The sequence below is a fragment of the Ensifer sp. 22460 genome (genome assembly GCF_052044935.1).
Taxonomy (GTDB): domain Bacteria; phylum Pseudomonadota; class Alphaproteobacteria; order Rhizobiales; family Rhizobiaceae; genus Ensifer.
On the sequence record NZ_JBQENZ010000005.1, the window covers coordinates 260,385 to 278,318 of the forward strand.

A 17,934-nucleotide genomic window follows, 5' to 3' on the forward strand; every position below is an offset into this window, starting at 1 on the left:
TCAGGGACACGAGATGATCTACGATTACATCATCGTCGGCGCCGGGTCGGCGGGCTGCATCCTTGCGAGCCGGCTCAGCGAGAACGGTCGCCACAAGGTGCTTTTGATCGAGGCCGGCGGCAACGACAATTCCTTCTGGTTCAAGATCCCGGTCGGCTACGCCCGCAGTTACTATAACCCTCAGGTGAACTGGATGTATTCGAGCGAGCCGGAAGCCGAGCTTCAGGATCGCAGCATCTACGTGCCGCGCGGCAAGGTCCAGGGCGGCTCCGGATCGATCAACGCGATGATCTACGTGCGCGGCGCGCGCGACGATTTCGACGACTGGAAAGCCGCCGGCAATGCGGGCTGGGGCTATGACGACGTGCTTCCCTATTTCCGCCGGCTCGAAACCCATGCGCGCGGATCGTCCGAATGGCATGGCGGCGAAGGCCCGATCCACATCACCCCGATGCGCGGCATGACGCATCCGATCACCGACGCCTTTCTCGAGAGCTGCGGATCGTTGCAACTGCCACTGAACGATGATTTCAACGGAGCCTCGCTCGAAGGCGCCGGCGTCTACGACGTCAACACCAACAATGGCCGCCGCTCGCATTCGAGCGCCGAGTATTTGCGCCCAGCGCTCAAGCGGCCCAACCTGACGATCGAGCGCTACGCCCAGGCCGAGCGGCTGGTCTTTGCGGATGACGGGCGCGTAACCGGGGTCGATGTCGTCCAGAACGGGGCCCGCCGGCGCTTTACCGCGGGGCGCGAAGTCATCCTGGCGGCCGGCGCCGTCGGCAGCCCGCAACTGCTGCAGGTTTCGGGTATCGGGGACGGCAAGGCGCTGTCTTCGCTCGGGGTCAAGACGCAGCGGCATTTGCCGGCCGTGGGGCAGAACCTCCAGGATCATCTCTGCGCCAGCTTCTACTATCGGGCCACTATCCCGACGCTCAACGACGAGTTCGGCAGCCTGTTCGGCCAGATGCGGCTCGGTCTGCAATATCTGCTCACAGGCAAGGGGCCGTTCTCGATGAGCGTCAATCAGGCCGGTGGCTTCTTCCGCGGCAGACCTGACGAAGAGCGGCCGAATATCCAGCTTTACTTCAATCCCCTGTCTTATCGGATCCCGAATGATCCGAAGGCTGGGCTGAAACCGGAGCCCTATCCGGGCTACCTGATCTGTTTCAACTCCTGCCGGCCGACCAGCCGCGGCAGCATCCAGATCGCATCCCGCGACCCCGCGCAAAAGCCGCTGATCCGGCCGAACTACCTGACGACCGACCGCGACATCGACGAAGTGCTGCAGGGAAGCCGGCTGGTGCGGCGGATCGCATCCGCCACGGCGCTCTCCTCGCTAACCGCGGAAGAAATCTCGCCAGCGCCGCGCGTTCAGAGCGACGATGAGCTGATGGGTTATTTTCGCGAAAACTCAGGCTCGATCTACCACCTCTGCGGCACCTGCGCGATGGGGCCGGACCAGGCGAGCTCCGTCGTCGACAGCAGCCTGCGGGTCCATGGCGTTCCGGCTCTGCGCGTCGTCGACGCCTCCATCTTCCCGAACATTACGGCTGGCAACATCAACGCTCCGACGATGATGGTTGCGGAAAAGGGCGCGGCTCTCATCCTGGCGGATGCCGCCTGACGAGAGCCGTATGGTTCCCCCCGTTGCCTGCGGGGGGAGCCCGCCCCAGGACAGCCCCCCGCGTTCAAGCGTTGCCATCGGTCCGGTGTGAATTGCCATCGCCGACCGGGCATGGCTATACTCCTCGGACTTCATAGCTGCCCACAATCAGTGCTTGCCTGACCAAAAGATTGTTGCTGGCGCGTTTAGCGCGATGGCGGGCGTCCGCTTCGCGGTCGCCGGCAAGGCACTGCGAGCAACGCCTGCGAGGGAGAGACGCATGCTGAGATTTCGCTTGAAGAGTCTGCCCGTCACCTTGTTTCTTGCGCTGAGTCTGGCTCCGCCAGAGGGCCGAGCCGCCTCGCCGGAACCGGTCAAGGCCGAGCATGGCATGGTGGTGACTGCCCAGCACCTGGCCTCGGATGTAGGTGTCGCCGTCTTGAAGAGCGGTGGCAACGCCGTCGACGCAGCCGTTGCCGTCGGCTACGCACTCGCCGTCACCTATCCGACCGCCGGCAATATCGGCGGTGGCGGGTTCATGACCATCCGCTTCAAGGACGGCAGGACGACCTTCCTCGATTTCCGCGAGCGGGCGCCGCAGGCGGCAACCAAGACCATGTATCTCGACGGGAAGGGAGATGTCATCAAAGGGTTGAGCACCGATGGTTATCTCGCCGTCGGTGTGCCGGGGCCTGTCATGGGTTTCGAGGTCGCGCGGAGCCGCTATGGCACGAAGCCGCTTGCCGAACTGATCGCGCCGGCGATCGCGCTAGCCAAGGATGGCTTCGTGCTGGAGGAGGGCGATGTCAGTACCTTCGAGGGCAGGGCCGAAAGGCTGGCGAAAGATCCGGCGGCGGCCGCAATCTTCCTCAATGACGGTAAGCCCTTCGTGATCGGCGAGAAGCTGGTTCAGACGGACCTTGCCGCATCGCTTTCGAGCATTGCCGAAAGAGGCCCGGACGCCTTCTACAAGGGCGCGATCGCCGATCAGATCGTCAAGGCGAGCTCGGAGAAGGGCGGCGTGCTCGCCAAGGCGGACTTCGAGCGCTATGCGGTGCGCGAACTGGAGCCGGTCAAGTGCAACTATCGCGGCTATGACATCGTCTCCTCGCCGCCGCCGTCTTCCGGTGGCGTGATCATCTGTGAAATCCTCAACGTGCTCGAAGGTTATCCGCTTTCCTACATGGGCTATGGCGCCGCGGACACGGTTCACGCGATGATCGAGGCGATGCGCCATGCCTATGTCGACCGCAACACGTCGCTCGGCGATCCTGATTTCGTCGAAAACCCGGTCGCCAAGCTCACCGACAAGGCCTATGCGAAGGAAATCCGCGCCAAGATCGATCCGTTCCGCGCCGGCGTCTCCGCTACGCTGATCCCGAAGGGCTTCGGCGAAAGCAAGGAGACGACCCACTATTCGATCATCGACGACGAGGGCAACGCGGTCGCCGTTACCTATACGTTGAACGGCTCCTTCGGCGCCGGCGTGGTGGCGCCTGGAACCGGTATCCTGCTCAACAACGAGATGGACGATTTCACCTCGAAGCCGGGCGTGCCCAATCTCTATGGGCTGATCCAGGGCGAGGCCAATGCGATCGCGCCCGGCAAGACGCCGCTGTCGTCGATGAGCCCGACGATCATCTCCAAGGACGGCAAGCCCTTCATGGTGATCGGCAGCCCCGGTGGCGCCCGCATCATTACGATTACGCTCGAGGCGATCCTCAACGTCATCGATCACGGCATGAACATCCAGGAAGCCGTCGATGCGCCGCGCATCCATCACCAGTGGCTGCCGGACAAGGTGTTCATGGAGCCCTATGCGCTCTCGCCCGACACCCGCAAGCTGCTGTCGGCGATGGGCCATAACGTTCAGATCGACGAAAGCTGGACGATCTGGGGGCAGGCGACCGGCATCCTCGTCGGCGGCGAGAGCCTCTCCGACATCGAGGCCGGCGGCGGCGCCCGCTACAATGGCGCCGTCGACAGCCGCATCGGCGCAGGTGCTGCGCGCGGTTACTAGAGCAATTCCAGGAAAAGTGCGAAACGGTTTTCCGTCCGGAATTGCGTAATTTCAAAGACTTAGATCACTTCAGTGTTTCGATGAGTGAAATGATCTAGGGCCCGAGATAGCGGGTGGCCAGTCGGTGCTTTGACACCCTTTGAAAGCAGCGGATCGCCGGTTCGCTGCGCGCTTTCGCATGTGCGATCACCGGGTGCTCGCGCGAAAAAGATTTGAAAGCGTTTTCGGTTGAATTTATTATGGTTTCCAGAGCGTGCCCCGCACGCGGTCGTACGCTTTGGTCAAACTTCATTCGTGGAGGTTGTCATGGCACTGATGGAAGGAAAGAAAGCGCAGGACTGGATCAATCTGGTTCTCGCCGTCTGCCTGTTCATCTCCCCGTGGATCATGGGCTTCGTTGTCGAGAGCGTTCCGGCTTGGAACGCTTGGGCCGCCGGCGTCGTGCTCGGCGTTCTGGCGATCGCAACACTTGCCATGTTTGCGGAATGGGAGGAATGGGCAAGCCTCGTTGTCGGGCTCTGGCTGATCGCTTCCCCCTGGCTGCTCGGCTTCTCGACCAGCGCCAATCCCATGTGGACGCATGTCGTCCTCGGGGCACTGGTGACTGCGCTCGCGATCTGGTCGGTCTGGGACGAACGGCAGCACCCGCATGCGCATGCATGATGACGAGCAGTGAAGGTCGCGGCCCGGCGCCGCAGCTCCGGGCCGCGAACAGCCGGCGGAATGTCGGTGCAATCTCGAGTTTGCAGCTTCACCCGGATTGAGAGCAAATCCTGAAAACGTATAGAACGATCCTCTTTCAGATTTGCGTGATTTCAAAAGCTAGATCCCTACGAACGTGTCCGAGCGAGCCTCGACGATGCACCGCGCATTCAAGCCAGCCCTATGGTGCCGCCGGTGAAAAAACTGTGGCCCCGATCTCTCAAACAGCGGCTGATCGCCCAGCTTCTCGTTCTCCAGTTGGCGATACTGCTGGCTTTCGGACTTTCTTCGTAAGCCTCCTGGTCCTTGCCGACGAAGGTGGCGTGTTGGTCAGCCCAGCGCCGGGCGAGGCGGCATTTGATGCGATTCAGAGAGGTCCGGATGGCAAGCTCGTGCTGGCAAAGACCGAGGAAATGGGGGACGTCCATGCCAGGCATCCGGATTTTTGGTTCATCGCGCGCAACGACCATGGAGAGGTCGTTCAGGTGGGTGACATCCCAGCGATCTACCGGGGCATGAGCGAGAATCTCGGCAGGATGACCTATTCGGACATTCGCGATGCCGGTGATCCATCGCCCTATCTAGCCGTTCTCCGGCGCCGGTCGAATGCGGACGGAGACTTCACGGTGTTTGGGCAAGGCGAGTTGATGAGCCAGTCAGCCCTTATCCTGCAGTTTTCGCGCTTTTTCCTCGCGCCGATGCTGGTCTTGCTGGCCCTGGTGACGGTCGCCGGCGTGCCATGTATCGTCAATCGGGCGAGCCGGGACATTTCACCGCTGGCGATCGATGAAGACTACGAGTTTTCATATGAGCCGGCGGTGCAGCGCTCGCTCGTTCAGGCGGGCTCGCCTTCTCTCAGGCGTGCCGTCATCAACCTGGTAAGGGGAGCGATTGTCGTTCGGGTCGAGCGTAACGGCGTGATCGAGATCTGCGACGATGGTCCCGGCGTTCCCGAGGCAGAGCGCGAGCGAATATTCGAGCCATTTTACCGGCTGAAGCCGCGGCATCGAGGCGCGGGCCACGGTCTCAATCTCGTGCTGCAGATTACGCGAAGGCATGGTGCGCAAATGACCGTTCTGAATTCGCCAGGCGGCGGCGCATGCTTCCGCATGGACTTCGGTAGCGAGGCCGCCGAATAGGCTTTGCCTTCCCATAAGCCGCAGAACTCCCCGCAGGCAAAAGCTGATTGCCCATGACATTGGCGTTCACGGAACGACCGCGCACCGCCCGGTGCGCGCGTGCCGGTGCACAATTGGATAATACCAATATCATACCAACTAGCAACTGTCTCTGAATGCTGACGCAACTTGTGTGCGCTATCTGTAAGAAATGTAATATGAATTATTCCGAATCTGGTCGCAGTCGCGGTCCGTTTTGACATCGCGCACTAGACAGGTGGTCATGTTTTGGTATTGCTAATGCTGGCCGCATATAGATTGGGCCAGATCGGAAGTGATTACGGAACGCTTATCGGCCCGAGGGCGAGCAAGCCTGTGGGCAACCGGAAAACTGGGAGATATCAAATGAAGCCGAGTTCCATTCTTGCCCTTTTGACGGGCTCGATCGTGTTTGCGTCGGATGTTCCGCATCGGACGAAGGCGGGCGGCGCGAGACGCCGACTCCTGGCAGTGTTGACAGCAACAGCGTGTCTTATCTCGGTCGCTCCAGCCGTGGCCTTCGATCAGACCAGCGCTGGCCGTATCAAGCAGCTGGTGGACACTGGCATGCAGTATTACTGGTCGGGAGGCGACGTCAAAAAAGCAGAAGCCGAAGTCTTCAAGGGCATTACCTTGCACGGCAAGTACGATGTCGTGGAAGCGGCCTTCAAGGAAGCGTCGACGTTAGCACCAGAGCGGCTGGATTTTCAGTATGCCGTCGCCTCAACGCAGATCATCCAGAAGAAGCTCGACGAGGCGCAGACGACGTTCCAGGGTATCCTTGACAAGGAGCCGACCGCATTTGACGCTCAAAGCTGGTTGGAAGCGATTGCCCGCATCCGTGGCGATGAGACCGGCGCGGCACTCGCCCATCAAGCGCTCGCAGGGCTCGATCGCGAACGCGCGGAGGAGTATCGCAAGCGCTTTGTTCGCGCAGAACAGATCATGGCCGAAAAGCCCAACTTCGATGTCCCAACGGTGCCCGGCAAGGTCGTGGTCGTCGCCTTGGGCTACGCGCTGGCGGATGACGGCACGGCGCAGCAGACTTTGCTCGACCGCCTCGACGTGACGTTGAAGGCTGCAGAGGCGAACCCGACAGCACTGGTGATGGTGAGTGGCGGCGTGCCGAAGAATGGCGTTACTGAAGGCGACGTGATGTCCAAGTGGCTGGTCGACAAGGGTGTCAGCCGCGATCGCATCATCATTGAAGACAAGTCGAAAGACACGATCGGCAATGTGATCAATGCTGCCAATCTGTTGGTGCGGCATCAGGCCGACACTGTGATCCTGGTGACCAGCTCAAGCCACATGCGCCGAGCTCGCACAGTAATGGAAGACGCATTGAAACAGCGCGACCTGCTGACGGCAGTGGTGCCGCTGAATGCGCTGGACGCACCATCCCAGGATGAGGCGGCAAAGGTCGGGTCTGACGAGAGGTTGGTAATTTACCGCGATCTGATGCGTGTTTCGGGCGTATGGGCGTATCCGGGGCTTCAGCAGTAGCCACTGACGCATCTCAAGAATCATCGAAACCCGCGCGCCCAGTTCCGCCATTATGGGCGCGCGAGCTATTGACCAATGCATCGGCGACCTTCACGCCGCAACGTTTGCAGACGCTTCCCGTTCCCCTTGGTGATCGAAAATTTCTCTATGGCCTTATGCCACAGCGCCGATGTTCGGTCGTCGAAACAGTATTTGTTCGCCACAATCTCCGACATTAAGCTTCCCATCGCCCCTGCTTTGTCCTAGAAGGCACCCCGTAATCCGGTCGCAGCCTACCCGGTCAAAACAAGGACACCTATCATGAAGACGATTGTCATCTGCTCCGGCGGATTAGACTCGGTATCGCTTGCCCACAAGGTCGCAGCCGAGCAGGAGCTTATAGGCCTGCTCTCCTTCGACTATGGACAACGACACCGCAAGGAACTGGACTTTGCCGCCGCCTGTGCGAGACGGCTTGGCGTTCCACATCAGATCATCGACATTCGCGCCATCGGCGCCCACCTCACCGGATCGGCGCTGACGGACGATGTCGACGTGCCCGACGGCCACTATGCCGAGGAAACCATGAAGGCGACGGTGGTTCCGAACCGCAACGCCATCATGCTCGCGATTGCCTTCGGGCTTGCGGCGGCGCAGAAGGCGGACGCGGTTGCGGTCGCCGTGCATGGCGGCGATCATTTCATCTATCCCGATTGCCGTCCCGGTTTCATCGATGCGTTTCAGGCGATGCAGAACCAGGCGCTCGACGACTATGCCAACGTTGCACTCTACGCGCCCTATGTGACCGTATCGAAGGCGGATATCGTCACCGACGGCGCAAGCCATGCGACACCCTTCGAAGAGACCTGGTCCTGCTACAAGGGTGGCGCACGCCATTGCGGCCGCTGCGGCACCTGCGTCGAGCGGCGCGAGGCCTTTCATCTTGCCGGTGTTGCGGACCCGACCGATTATGAGGATCCGGATTTCTGGGTGGCGGCGACGTCTGCTTTTTCAGCCGAGGAGGTGAAGTGATGTTCCGGATCACCAAGGAGTTCCATTTCTCCGCCTCGCACCAGTTGAAGAGCCTGCCGGCGGACCACCAGTGCGCCCGGCTGCACGGGCATAACTACGTCGTTGAAGTCGAGCTTGCCGGTGCGGAACTCAACGAACACGGCTTCGTGCGCGACTATCACGAGCTGGCGCCACTGAAGCGCTACATTGACGAGAGCTTCGACCATCGTCACCTCAATGACGTCCTCGGCCATGACCAGGTGACGGCCGAATGTCTGGCAAAGCATTTCTACGATTGGTGCAAGGTGAGGCTCCCTGAAACCTCGGCCGTGCGCGTCAGCGAGACGCCGAAGACCTGGGCGGAATACCGGCCATGACCGGGCCTGGCGAAACGCGCATCCGGGTCAGCGAAGTCTTCGGGCCGACGATCCAGGGTGAGGGCATCCTGATCGGTCTGCCGACCGTGTTCGTTCGCACGGGCGGCTGCGATTATCGCTGCAGCTGGTGCGATACGCTACATGCAGTCGACAGCGAATACCGCGACCAATGGCTGCCGATGACGGTGGAGGAGATCTGGAGCGAAGTCAGCCGGCTATCCGGCGGCAAGCCGCTCACGGTCTCGCTATCCGGCGGCAATCCGGCGATCCAGCCGCTCGGGCCTCTGATCGCGCGTGGGCGAGAGGAAGGCTACCGGTTTGCCCTGGAGACGCAGGGCAGTATCGCCAAGGACTGGTTCGCCGATCTCGACGTGCTGGTCTTGAGCCCGAAGCCGCCGTCGAGCGGCATGGAGACCGACTGGAACACCTTCGACGACTGTCTTCGTATGGCGGCAGGCCGGCCCGAGGTGGCGCTGAAGATCGTCGTCTTCGACGAGCGCGATTATGCCTATGCCCGCGATGCGGCGGCCCGTTATCCGCATCTGCCGCTCTACCTGCAGCCCGGAAACCACACGCCGCCACCGCCGGATGACGACGATGCCACTGTTGATATCGACGGCATCATCGACCGCATGCTCTGGCTTGTCGGCAAGGTGACGGAGGACCGCTGGTTCGAGGCTCGGGTACTGCCGCAACTGCATGTTCTGCTCTGGGGCAACAGACGCGGGGTATAGTGGTCGCACCCTTGGTGTCCCGCAAATCCTCCGGGCTTGGTCGGATAGCGGCGGGCGGCTATGGTCCAAGCAATGAGACCGGGTGAGGGACGTTCATGCAACTGAAGACGAAACGTGTCTACGAGCCGAAGGCGGATGGCGACGGCATGCGCATCCTCGTCGATCGCCTGTGGCCGCGTGGACTGACCAAGGCGGACGCGGCGGTCGACCTGTGGCTCAAGGAGATCGCGCCGACAACGGAACTGCGTCGCTGGTTTCACGGGGATCAAGGCACCTGGGGAGAGTTTCGCGAGCGCTACATTGGCGAGCTCGACAACAATCCGGCGGCAGTTGACGTGTTGCGGCAGCGCATTGCTGAAGGCGCCGTGACCTTGCTTTACAGCGTGAAGGATGAGGCCCGCAATCATGCGCAGATACTCAGGGACTACATCCTGGCACACCGATAGACGAAGCGTCGGGTTCACGTCATGTCGTTGTGGTGGATGCCTCGAATGCGCTGCCGAAGCGCGCAGTGATCGGATGCCAATCGTCCGGGAAGGGTAATCCGAAGACGTCGGTGAGGGCACTTTCGATTGCAGGCGCATCGAGTTCGTGGCGTGTGACGGTGCCATTCTCGGATCGTCAGCCGGTTTGCGAACAGGATCGTGCGCGCCTGCTCGGAGGTCAGGGTCACCAACAGGTTCTGGCGGAAAAGCGACTGCGGATGGGTGGATGCCGCGATGTTCGCGATCCGATAGGCGTCCTCTCCGCAAATCCTCGGCGATCCCTCATAGACCGGCACCCAATCGCGACCAAGTTCCGCTTCCAGCAAATAGCCATCGAGCGTCCGGCTGAGGCGGAACGGCTCATGCGGCGTCGGCTGCGCTGTGGTCCTGTCGAAACGGAGCGGCGCGGTCGGCACGCAACTGCCAAAGCCGACATCGACGAGATAGCCGCCACCGTCCACGAAGACGCGGAGCACCATGTGCGACCAAGCCGGCGGCGGCGCCTCGGGTTCGCGCATCCACAGGACGCGGGCCATCAAGGGCTCCACCCGATAGCCGAACGCGCCGAGTACACGCTGCAAAAGGCTGTTCTGTTCGAAGCAATAGCCGCCACGCCTGCGGTCGATGAGCTTGGCGTCGACCGTCTCAGGCGACAGATCGATCCGTCGTCCGAGCAGCACGTCGATGGCTTCGAAATGGCATGACCTGCGATGATCGCGCCAAGGGTTGCCAAATCCGGCGAGAGCGGCCCGACATGACCGATGCGGGCGAAATAGCCGTCAAGATTGACGGAAAACAAGGCGTTCCGCATGTCCTACAGGCTCCGGTAGATGATGGCGTCGCGAAGATCGACCGGGAAGCGTCCGTTCATGCCCTCAAAGGCGGTGTTGGTGAGCGCGACGACGGTGAGACCGCGGGCCGGGTCGATGGACCACTTGTGCCCGTAGGCGCCGTCCCATTGCAGCGTGCCGGGCGATTGCGGCGTGCCGGCCATTTCGGACTCGACAAGGACCGAACCGCCGAAACCGAACTCCCATCCGGGGCCGGCGGCCAATCCGCCGGTCCTTGCCTGAATGTCGAACATCGAGCGGGTGGTAGGGGCGTCGAGCACCGCGGACTGCCCGGTCCTGAGGCTTTCGAGAAGGCGAATTACATCCCCGGCCGTGCCTGCCATGCCGGTCCCACCAGAGTGAAAGGCCCGTGCGTTGAAGATTCGGCCGGGCGAGAGGCGCATGGGATTGCCGAAGAAGGGAACCGCGTCGTCGCCAACGAGCCGCCGCGGCCGTGGCGACGCGTCGCCATAATGGGCCACGAGCCTGCGTGGATCGGCCACGGAGAAGGCGGTGTCGTTCATCGCCATCGGGCCGGTCACGAGTGCAGCGATCGCCTCCGGCAGCGTTGATCCCGACGCCTGCTCGATAACCGCGCTGAGCACGTCGAGGCTCATCGAATAGCCCCAGCCGTGTCCGGGCGGATAGGACAGCGGGATGTCGGTGAGCTTGGCGATGAGGGCGGGGAAATCATCGTCGGTGTCATCGAGGCCGCTGCTGATGGCGTGCCGATGGTAGGGGCCGTCGCCTTGCTCCATGAACACGTAGCTCAAGCCGGCGCTGTGCGTCAGGAGTTGGCGGACGGTGATCCGAGGCTCGGTGCCGTCCGGTAGCCGCGGCCTGAACGCGGGCAGCCATTCTGACACGGTATCGTCGAGACCGATGGTGCCGCTTTGCACCAGATTGAGAGCGGCGACCGTGATGATCGGCTTTGCGACCGAGGAGAGCAAGAAGATGCTGTCCTCGGTCATTGGCCGGTCGGCTTCGCGGTCCGCGAGCCCGGCGGCCCGTTTGTAGGCGGGCTCACCGTCGACGAGGATCTCGACGACCTTCCGACGATACGCTGTTCATCCAGAGCCTCAGCAATCACCCGGTCGAGTTCGGCCTTCAGCCGCTTCCGCCGCTCCGATCTTCCTTGCCGTGCCGCGGTTGTATCCATGATTGCCTCTGCGTCTCCAAACTGCGGCCCGATCGGCGCTTCAGGGCGAAAGACGGGCTCCCGGACAAAGGCAATCCCATTCGCACCGAAAGTCGATTGTCTGTCCACGTATGGGAGGCATACGCGCCTGCACGAAGTAGCAGTCGTCGTCCGGCGCTAGAAACGGTGCGACAGCATCAGATGGAGTCGGGTTGATGAACACAAACGATCTTGGATTCGCAGGAAAGGTTGCTTTGGTCGCAGGCGCCAGCAAGGGTATCGGCGCGGCCACTGCCCGCGCCTTTGCGCAGGCCGGCGCATCCGTTGTCCTTCTTTCCCGTTCGCAGACGGCGGTCGAGGCGTTGGCGATTTCCATCCGCGAGGCGGGCGGGGACGCACTGGCGATCGCCACGGATGTCGGCGACGAGATTGCCATGAAGCAGGCGCTTGCAAGCGTGGTGCAACACTATGGCCGGCTCGACGCCGCCTTCAATAATGCGACGGATGGAACCATGCCGGCGCCGCTTGCCAATCTCGATATCGAAGGTTTCGATCGTGGCATTCGCACCAATGTTCGTGGCACCTTTCTCGGCATGCGTTATCAGATCGAAGCGATGGCGCGTGGCGGCGGCGGTGCGATCGTCAACATGGCCTCCGTCGCCGGCATCAACGGCACCTCCGGGCTTTCCGCCTATGTGAGTGCAAAGGCAGGGATCATCGGGCTGACCAAGGCCGCGGCGCTCGATTACGCCGACCAGGGAATCCGGATCAATGTCGTCGCGCCCGGGCCGATCCTCACCCACCATCTCGAAGCTGCAGGCGCGGAAATCCAGCGGCACGCAGCACTTTCGACGCCGATGCGTCGGCTTGGTAGCGTCGAGGAGGTGGCCGCAAGCGTCCTCTGGCTCTGTTCCGATGAGGCGAGCTACATTACCGGCGTGGTTCTGCCGATCGATGGGGGCATGACGGCGGGCACGAAAGTGCCTATGAATTACCGCCGAGGCGAACCGCCTCGACCAGCTGAACCCTGAGGTGCCTGTGGACTGGGAAGAACTCCATCTTGTTCAGCTGCTGGCATGCCACGGCTCGCTGAGCGCGGCGGCGCGGGCTCTGGGCACGACCCAGCCGACACTCAGCCGCCGCCTCGATGTGTTCGAGCAAAAGGCACAGCAAAAGTTGTTCGAACGACAGCCAGGCGGCCTTGTGCCGACGGCGGCGTGCCTGTCCATTCTGTCGGCGCTTGAGCAGATGGAGGCGAATGCGCTGGCGGTCGAGCGACGCCTGGCGGCACAGGACGACGCGCTGGCGGGCACCATCACCGTGACCAGCCTCGACTGGCTCGGAGATTATCTGCTCGCTCCGATGCTCACGAGATTTGCCGCTGCCCATCCCGGCGTCGCCATTCATCTGTTGAACGACGCTCGGCGCTTCAACCTGTCCCGGCGGGATGCCGATATCGCCTTCCGTTTCGGCGGCTTCGACCAGAGCGATACCGTCGAGCGCAAGGTTTCCGATATCCGCTACGGCCTGTTTGCAACGCAGGCCTACCTCGATCGTTTAGGCCATCCGAACGCGACGGGGCACGGTCACGCCATCGTCGAACTGGCCGAGGTGCCGGTGCGGGTGTCGCTCTCGACCTGGCTGAAAGATCGTTTGCCGGATGCGAGGGTAATCTTGCGCGCGAACTCGATCCGCTCGCAACTGAGTGCGGTCGAAACCGGCGCGGCGCTCGCGACGCTTCCGCATTTCCTGGCGGTCGGTCGGGACGGCCTTGTACCCGTGGACCTCGGCATTGCTGCACCGATCCTGCCGCTGAAGCTCGGTGTTCACCCGGAGATACGTGATCTGCCGCGTGTGCGAAAACTCATAGACTTCGCCGTCCTAGAGTTCGCCGCGCTGCGGTCGAAACTCAACCCACACAGCTGAACCGTGCGCAACGCCGGGCGACCGCGGCGCGAAGTGCCTTCGGCGCGCCGCAACGAAAACGCGAAAATTTCTTCGCCGTCGATGTCGGGCCGGGAAACCGCCGCACGTCTTAATCTCGACAGCGGTGCCCAGCCGCACTGACAACAAGGAGATTGAGAATGTTGCGTACCGCTTTGATCGCTGGCGTTCTGCTGATGTCCGGCACCGCATTTGCCGAGGCTGAGACCGTCGAAGTCAACGGCATGAAGATGTATTACGAGGTCTCGGGCGAGGGAGAGCCGCTGGTCGTGCTGCACGGCGCCTATATGAACATTCCGTCGATGGGCGCGATCATTCCGAAGCTGGCCGAGACCCACAAGGTCTATGCGATCGAGCTCCAGGGTCATGGTCGCACCACCGATATCGATCGCCCGATCACCTATCCGAACCTCGCGGACGACGTCGCCGCCTTCATGGATGCCGTCGATCTCAAGAAGGCCGATGTCTTCGGCTACTCGATGGGTGCGGCTGCCGGCCTGCAGCTGGCGATCCGTCATCCGGAGAAGGTGAACAAGCTTGCGGCCGCGTCCGTCGGCTACGATGCCGAGGGCTGGCAGCCGGAATTCAAAGCATTCATCCCGCAGATGACCGTCGAGATGTTCGTCGGCATGCCCTTTGCCGAAGACTACCGCAAGCTCGCCGCCAATCCGGATGGCTTTCCAGATTTGGTCAAGAAGCTTATCCAGCTCGAAAAAGAACCGATGGCCTGGGAGGCGGACGTCAAGGCGCTGAAGGCGCCGGTTCTTGTCATCGCCGGCGATGCCGATGTGGCGACGTTGGAGCACACGCTGGCATTGTTCCGCCTGCTCGGCGGCGGCGCGATGGGCGACATGGGCAAGCCTCTGGCTGCCTCGCGCCTCGCCATCCTGCCGGCAACGTCGCACACCGCAGTCATCAACCAGACGGACCTGCTCTACGCTTTCATCGAACCCTTCCTGAAGGGTGAGACGCCGAAGGGCATGTTCCAGTAGGATTCGACCGGCGCCATCTCCAGAGGGATGGCGCCAGCGCAACAACACTCGTGGCCGCCTAGATCACTTCATTGTTTCATCCGGACGGAAAACCGTTTCGCACTTTTCCTGGAATTGCTCTAACGCAGACGCCTTCCGTCTGCGTCGAACACCAAAACGGCGGCCGGATCGAAGCGGGCGGCGATGCTGTCGCCGGATTTGAGACCGCGGCCGTTCTTCGTTTCGATGATGATCAATTCGCCGTCGCCATGGCGGGCATAGGCGAAGGTCTCGCCGCCGAGGTGTTCCAGCATGTCGATCGTCAGATCGAGGCTTGCCGAGCCGCTGTCGCCGAAATGTTCGGGCCGGATGCCTATGGTCACGGAGCTCCCAGGCGTAGCCTCCTTGATGGCCACTGGAATAGTCGCGTTGCCGAAGTCGGGCAGACGTACCTGCGTTCCGCCAGCGTCGACGATCCCCTTCAAGAAGTTCATTTTCGGTGAGCCGATGAAGCCGGCGACGAAGAGATTGGCGGGATCGTCGTAAAGGTCGAGCGGCGAGCCGACCTGTTCGACCACGCCGCCGCGCATGACGACGATCTTGTCGGCAAGTGTCATTGCCTCGACCTGGTCATGGGTGACGTAGATGATCGTGGTCGCGAGCTTCTTGTGCAGCCTGGCGATCTCGATGCGCATGTGGACGCGCAGTTCGGCATCGAGATTGGAGAGCGGCTCGTCGAAGAGGAAAATCTTCGGGTGCCGCACGATTGCCCGACCAATCGCCACCCGCTGGCGCTGGCCGCCGGAAAGCTGTTTCGGCTTGCGATCGAGCAGCGGACCCAGCTCCAGGATGTTCGCAGCCTCACCGACCCGTTGTTCGATCTCGGCCTTCGGCACGCCGGCAAAACGCAGCGCGAAGCCCATGTTTTCCCGCACAGTCATATGCGGGTAGAGCGCATAGGACTGGAACACCATCGCGATGCCGCGCTTTGACGGATCGACATCGTTCATCCGCTCGCCGTCGATCGTGAGATCACCGGATGTGATCTCTTCGAGACCGGCGATCATCCGAAGCAGGGTCGACTTGCCGCAGCCGGACGGACCGACGAAGACGACGAACTCGCCGGTCTTGATGTCGAGGTCGACCCCCTTGATGACCTCGAAGTTGCCGTAGGACTTTCTAACGTCGCTGAGTTGGAGTTCGCTCATGCAGCCGCTGCCTCGCTTGCCACTGCCGAAAGTTCCAGTCTTACGGATCCAAGCCGTGTCGAGGTTACCGCGACGGCGATGCCGCCAGTAGCCCCCGTCGTCTCCAGCCAGAAGCCCGTCGAACCACCCTGGAAGACCAGGCGCTCAGGCCCAAGCAATCGGGCAGGGCCGGTGACGGTGACGTCGACCGCATCGTTGAGGAACGGCAGGACGTTGCCAGCCTGGTCGAGCGCGCGCACGATCACGCGAACACTGTCACGCCCTTCGGTCCGCAGTGTGGTGTTGTCTGCCACGACCTCGAGCGTTGTCGGTACCGGATCGGCGACCATGCGGAGGCTGGCAACGGCCTTGCCGTCGATGAAGCCGGTGAACGCGGCGTCTTCCCACTTCATGCCCCAGACGCCGAGTTCGTCCTTGGTGAAGTGGCGGTGGTCGATGACCACAGGCGGATGCGGCAGATGCGGGAAATTTTCGCGGTCCGGACCAACGCGCTTCACCAGCGAGCCGTATTTCAGCTCGACCTCGTCGCAATTGGTGAGCACGATCAAAGGCAGCACGCCGCCGATATTGCGCTCACCGCGCGCCCAGAAAGTGACCGGCTTCATCACCACTTCCTCCGACGGCTCGCATTGGCTGGCGTAGACATAGGCTGCAAACTTCGGCTGGCGGAACATGTCCATGACGCCGTGATAGCAGATCCGGTCGCCGGAGCCGAAATCCTTGTGGGTGTTGTAGTCGAACATGCACCAGCCGATGGCGCCGGAGATGCTGGGGTCACCATGCGCGGCGTTCAGCACCTCCAGGTGCCGGCGCACATGCTCGGCCTGTCGCTGCTCCTGATCGTAAATCTTCGTCGGGTACATGTGGCCGCCGAATTCGGTGATGAGGTAGGGCACCTTGCGATTGAGCCCGGTGCACTCCTGCTGTGGGCGCAGCGCCGTGCGCGGGCGGTTTGCCCCCGGCAGTTCCTCGTTGCCGAGGATGAAGTCGTTCATCGTGTAGACGTCTTCGAGGAACTCGCTGTCGGTGATGTAGCGCACGCCGCCGGTTTGCCGCGTCAGGTCGAGTTCACGCGCCAGCCGGTTGGTCTCGACGTAGAAATCGTGGGAATCCTGCGACTCGTTGATGCGCACGCCCCAGATGATGATCGACGGGTGGTTCCAGTCGCGCTCGATCATGCGGCGGACGTTTTGGATCGCCTCCTGCTTCCAGGCCTCACCGCCGATATGCTGCCAGCCGGGGATTTCCTCGAAGACGAGCAGGCCGATGCGGTCGCAATGGTCGAGAAACCATTTGGATTGCGGATAGTGCGAGGTGCGGACAAGGTTGCAATGTAGCGTGTTCTTCAGGATCTCGGCGTCGCGCTCCTGGGCCGTCCGGCCCATGGCATAGCCGACATAGGGGAAGGCCTGGTGGCGGTTGAGACCACGGATCTTCAGCGGCCGGCCGTTGAGCTTGAAACCTTTCGTGGTGAATTCCGCGGTGCGGAAACCGAAGCGCGACGAGAGCCGGTCGCTGCCGCGATCGCTGCGCAGTTGCACCTCCGCCTCGTAGAGGACGGGACTGTCGATATCCCAGAGCGAAAGTCCCTTGAGGCCGGTGATGTCAAGTGTGACGCTCTCGCCGCGGGTCTCGCCGATGGCTTCCGCCAGCACCTTGCCGTCCTTGTCCTTGAGCAGTGCCGTGACAGTTCCGGTGAGCGTCAAGCTTTGCGGATTGGCGAGATCGCAACGGACAGAGACGGACTTGGCGTCGCTGAGGACATCGCGGGTCTCGATCTTGATGTTGGCGACCGAAACCGCGTCGGTGACCTTCAGCCAGACGTCGCGATAGATGCCGGCATAGGTCAGATAATCGATGCGGCCGCCGAAGGGCGGGATCTCCGGGTTCTCGCTGCCGTCGATCTTGACAGTGATCAGGTTATCGCCCTCCCGCAGCCTGTCGGTCAGGCGCGCTTCGAAGGGCGTATAGCCGTCCTTGTGGGCAACGATCTCTTCGCCGTTGAGATAGACGACGGCATCGGCCATCGCAGCGTCGAAGACGAGCGAGACCTCGCGGCCATGGAACTCCCGACGCCAGGCGAGCGGCTTTTGATAGGTGAAAGCGCGCTGATAGGAGGCCTCGTCGAAGTAATTGAACGGCAGTTCCACCGCATTGTGCGGCAGGCTCACGGGCCTGCCCGCCTGCAGGCGGCCGGCTTCAGTGGCGGCGAAGCCTTCGGAGAAGACCCAGGAATCGTTGAAAGAGGTAACAGAACGCATCATCATTC

At 62.0% G+C, this 17,934-nt stretch carries 15 protein-coding genes and 1 pseudogene; 12 read left to right on the forward strand and 4 right to left on the reverse strand.

Going from position 1 to position 17,934, the window contains the following annotated elements; all coding sequences use genetic code 11:
* Positions 1 to 13: 13 nt before the first annotated feature.
* The 9 genes from ACTJKM_RS08680 to ACTJKM_RS08720 all read left to right on the forward strand — a co-directional run bounded on the left by ACTJKM_RS08680 (position 14) and on the right by ACTJKM_RS08720 (position 9,535).
* Entirely contained in the window at positions 14 to 1,627 is a 1,614-nt protein-coding gene (locus tag ACTJKM_RS08680; RefSeq protein WP_058330131.1) for a GMC family oxidoreductase, read from the forward strand.
* Between the two features lie 259 nt (positions 1,628 to 1,886).
* Complete coding sequence (gene ggt / locus ACTJKM_RS08685) at positions 1,887 to 3,626, forward strand: gamma-glutamyltransferase (RefSeq protein ID WP_058330130.1); 1,740 nt, start codon at positions 1,887 to 1,889, stop codon at positions 3,624 to 3,626.
* A gap of 306 nt (positions 3,627 to 3,932) precedes the next feature.
* On the forward strand, positions 3,933 to 4,289 hold the full coding sequence (locus tag ACTJKM_RS08690) for an SPW repeat protein (RefSeq protein WP_057255411.1): 357 nt from the start codon (positions 3,933 to 3,935) through the stop codon (positions 4,287 to 4,289).
* A 362-nt stretch (positions 4,290 to 4,651) separates the two neighbouring features.
* The gene (locus tag ACTJKM_RS08695) at positions 4,652 to 5,467 is read left to right on the forward strand and encodes a sensor histidine kinase (RefSeq protein WP_156437192.1); all 816 of its coding nucleotides are present in this window, start codon (positions 4,652 to 4,654) and stop codon (positions 5,465 to 5,467) included.
* Between the two features lie 384 nt (positions 5,468 to 5,851).
* Positions 5,852 to 6,988 (forward strand): YdcF family protein, encoded by a 1,137-nt coding sequence (locus ACTJKM_RS08700; protein WP_082640897.1) that lies wholly within the window; start codon positions 5,852 to 5,854, stop codon positions 6,986 to 6,988.
* 300 nt (positions 6,989 to 7,288) lie between these two features.
* Positions 7,289 to 7,999 (forward strand): 7-cyano-7-deazaguanine synthase QueC, encoded by a 711-nt coding sequence (gene queC, locus ACTJKM_RS08705; RefSeq protein ID WP_058329948.1) that lies wholly within the window; start codon positions 7,289 to 7,291, stop codon positions 7,997 to 7,999.
* Positions 7,999 to 8,355, forward strand: coding sequence for a 6-carboxytetrahydropterin synthase QueD (gene queD, locus ACTJKM_RS08710; RefSeq protein ID WP_058329947.1), 357 nt, complete (start codon positions 7,999 to 8,001; stop codon positions 8,353 to 8,355). Before queC ends, queD begins: the two co-directional genes overlap by 1 nt.
* The gene (gene queE / locus ACTJKM_RS08715; RefSeq protein WP_058329946.1) at positions 8,352 to 9,089 is read left to right on the forward strand and encodes a 7-carboxy-7-deazaguanine synthase QueE; all 738 of its coding nucleotides are present in this window, start codon (positions 8,352 to 8,354) and stop codon (positions 9,087 to 9,089) included. The genes queD and queE overlap by 4 nt, the downstream gene beginning before the upstream one ends.
* Positions 9,090 to 9,184: 95 nt before the next feature.
* The gene (locus tag ACTJKM_RS08720; protein ID WP_058329945.1) at positions 9,185 to 9,535 is read left to right on the forward strand and encodes a DUF488 domain-containing protein; all 351 of its coding nucleotides are present in this window, start codon (positions 9,185 to 9,187) and stop codon (positions 9,533 to 9,535) included.
* Positions 9,536 to 9,549: 14 nt separating this feature from the next.
* On the opposite strand, the pseudogene ACTJKM_RS08725 reads toward ACTJKM_RS08720, so the two are convergent.
* Both ACTJKM_RS08725 and ACTJKM_RS08730 read right to left on the reverse strand, forming a co-directional pair.
* A pseudogene (locus tag ACTJKM_RS08725) lies at positions 9,550 to 10,278 on the reverse strand (arylamine N-acetyltransferase family protein); the annotation flags it as partial.
* Positions 10,279 to 10,388: 110 nt separating this feature from the next.
* Complete coding sequence (locus tag ACTJKM_RS08730) at positions 10,389 to 11,444, reverse strand: serine hydrolase domain-containing protein (protein ID WP_440635984.1); 1,056 nt, start codon at positions 11,442 to 11,444, stop codon at positions 10,389 to 10,391.
* 313 nt (positions 11,445 to 11,757) lie between these two features.
* Between ACTJKM_RS08730 and ACTJKM_RS08735 the strand changes: the two genes are divergently transcribed.
* The 3 genes from ACTJKM_RS08735 (at position 11,758) to ACTJKM_RS08745 (ending at position 14,478) form a co-directional block, all read left to right on the forward strand.
* Positions 11,758 to 12,573: an SDR family NAD(P)-dependent oxidoreductase gene (locus ACTJKM_RS08735; RefSeq protein WP_058329944.1), complete on the forward strand. Its 816-nt coding sequence runs from the start codon at positions 11,758 to 11,760 to the stop codon at positions 12,571 to 12,573.
* A gap of 7 nt (positions 12,574 to 12,580) precedes the next feature.
* Positions 12,581 to 13,468: a LysR family transcriptional regulator gene (locus tag ACTJKM_RS08740; RefSeq protein WP_058329943.1), complete on the forward strand. Its 888-nt coding sequence runs from the start codon at positions 12,581 to 12,583 to the stop codon at positions 13,466 to 13,468.
* A gap of 158 nt (positions 13,469 to 13,626) precedes the next feature.
* Positions 13,627 to 14,478 (forward strand): alpha/beta fold hydrolase, encoded by an 852-nt coding sequence (locus ACTJKM_RS08745; protein ID WP_113511950.1) that lies wholly within the window; start codon positions 13,627 to 13,629, stop codon positions 14,476 to 14,478.
* A gap of 119 nt (positions 14,479 to 14,597) precedes the next feature.
* On the opposite strand, the gene ACTJKM_RS08750 is transcribed toward ACTJKM_RS08745, so the two are convergent.
* Together ACTJKM_RS08750 and ACTJKM_RS08755 are read right to left on the reverse strand one after the other, a co-directional pair.
* Positions 14,598 to 15,665 (reverse strand): ABC transporter ATP-binding protein, encoded by a 1,068-nt coding sequence (locus tag ACTJKM_RS08750; protein ID WP_058324432.1) that lies wholly within the window; start codon positions 15,663 to 15,665, stop codon positions 14,598 to 14,600.
* On the reverse strand, positions 15,662 to 17,926 hold the full coding sequence (locus ACTJKM_RS08755; RefSeq protein WP_440660196.1) for a glycoside hydrolase family 2 protein: 2,265 nt from the start codon (positions 17,924 to 17,926) through the stop codon (positions 15,662 to 15,664). Before ACTJKM_RS08755 ends, ACTJKM_RS08750 begins: the two co-directional genes overlap by 4 nt.
* Positions 17,927 to 17,934 lie beyond the last annotated feature (8 nt).

Excerpts from the sequence above, each read along its gene's own strand:
- ACTJKM_RS08680 (WP_058330131.1), top strand. The coding sequence starts at position 14 with ATGATCTACGATTACATCATCGTCGGCGCCGGGTCGGCGGGCTGCATC.
- ggt (WP_058330130.1), top strand. The coding sequence starts at position 1,887 with ATGCTGAGATTTCGCTTGAAGAGTCTGCCCGTCACCTTGTTTCTTGCG.
- ACTJKM_RS08690 (WP_057255411.1), top strand. The coding sequence starts at position 3,933 with ATGGCACTGATGGAAGGAAAGAAAGCGCAGGACTGGATCAATCTGGTT.
- ACTJKM_RS08700 (WP_082640897.1), top strand. The coding sequence starts at position 5,852 with ATGAAGCCGAGTTCCATTCTTGCCCTTTTGACGGGCTCGATCGTGTTT.
- queC (WP_058329948.1), top strand. The coding sequence starts at position 7,289 with ATGAAGACGATTGTCATCTGCTCCGGCGGATTAGACTCGGTATCGCTT.
- queD (WP_058329947.1), top strand. The coding sequence starts at position 7,999 with ATGTTCCGGATCACCAAGGAGTTCCATTTCTCCGCCTCGCACCAGTTG.
- queE (WP_058329946.1), top strand. The coding sequence starts at position 8,352 with ATGACCGGGCCTGGCGAAACGCGCATCCGGGTCAGCGAAGTCTTCGGG.
- ACTJKM_RS08720 (WP_058329945.1), top strand. The coding sequence starts at position 9,185 with ATGCAACTGAAGACGAAACGTGTCTACGAGCCGAAGGCGGATGGCGAC.
- ACTJKM_RS08735 (WP_058329944.1), top strand. The coding sequence starts at position 11,758 with ATGAACACAAACGATCTTGGATTCGCAGGAAAGGTTGCTTTGGTCGCA.
- ACTJKM_RS08745 (WP_113511950.1), top strand. The coding sequence starts at position 13,627 with ATGTTGCGTACCGCTTTGATCGCTGGCGTTCTGCTGATGTCCGGCACC.
- ACTJKM_RS08750 (WP_058324432.1), bottom strand. The coding sequence starts at position 15,665 with ATGAGCGAACTCCAACTCAGCGACGTTAGAAAGTCCTACGGCAACTTC.
- ACTJKM_RS08755 (WP_440660196.1), bottom strand. The coding sequence starts at position 17,926 with ATGCGTTCTGTTACCTCTTTCAACGATTCCTGGGTCTTCTCCGAAGGC.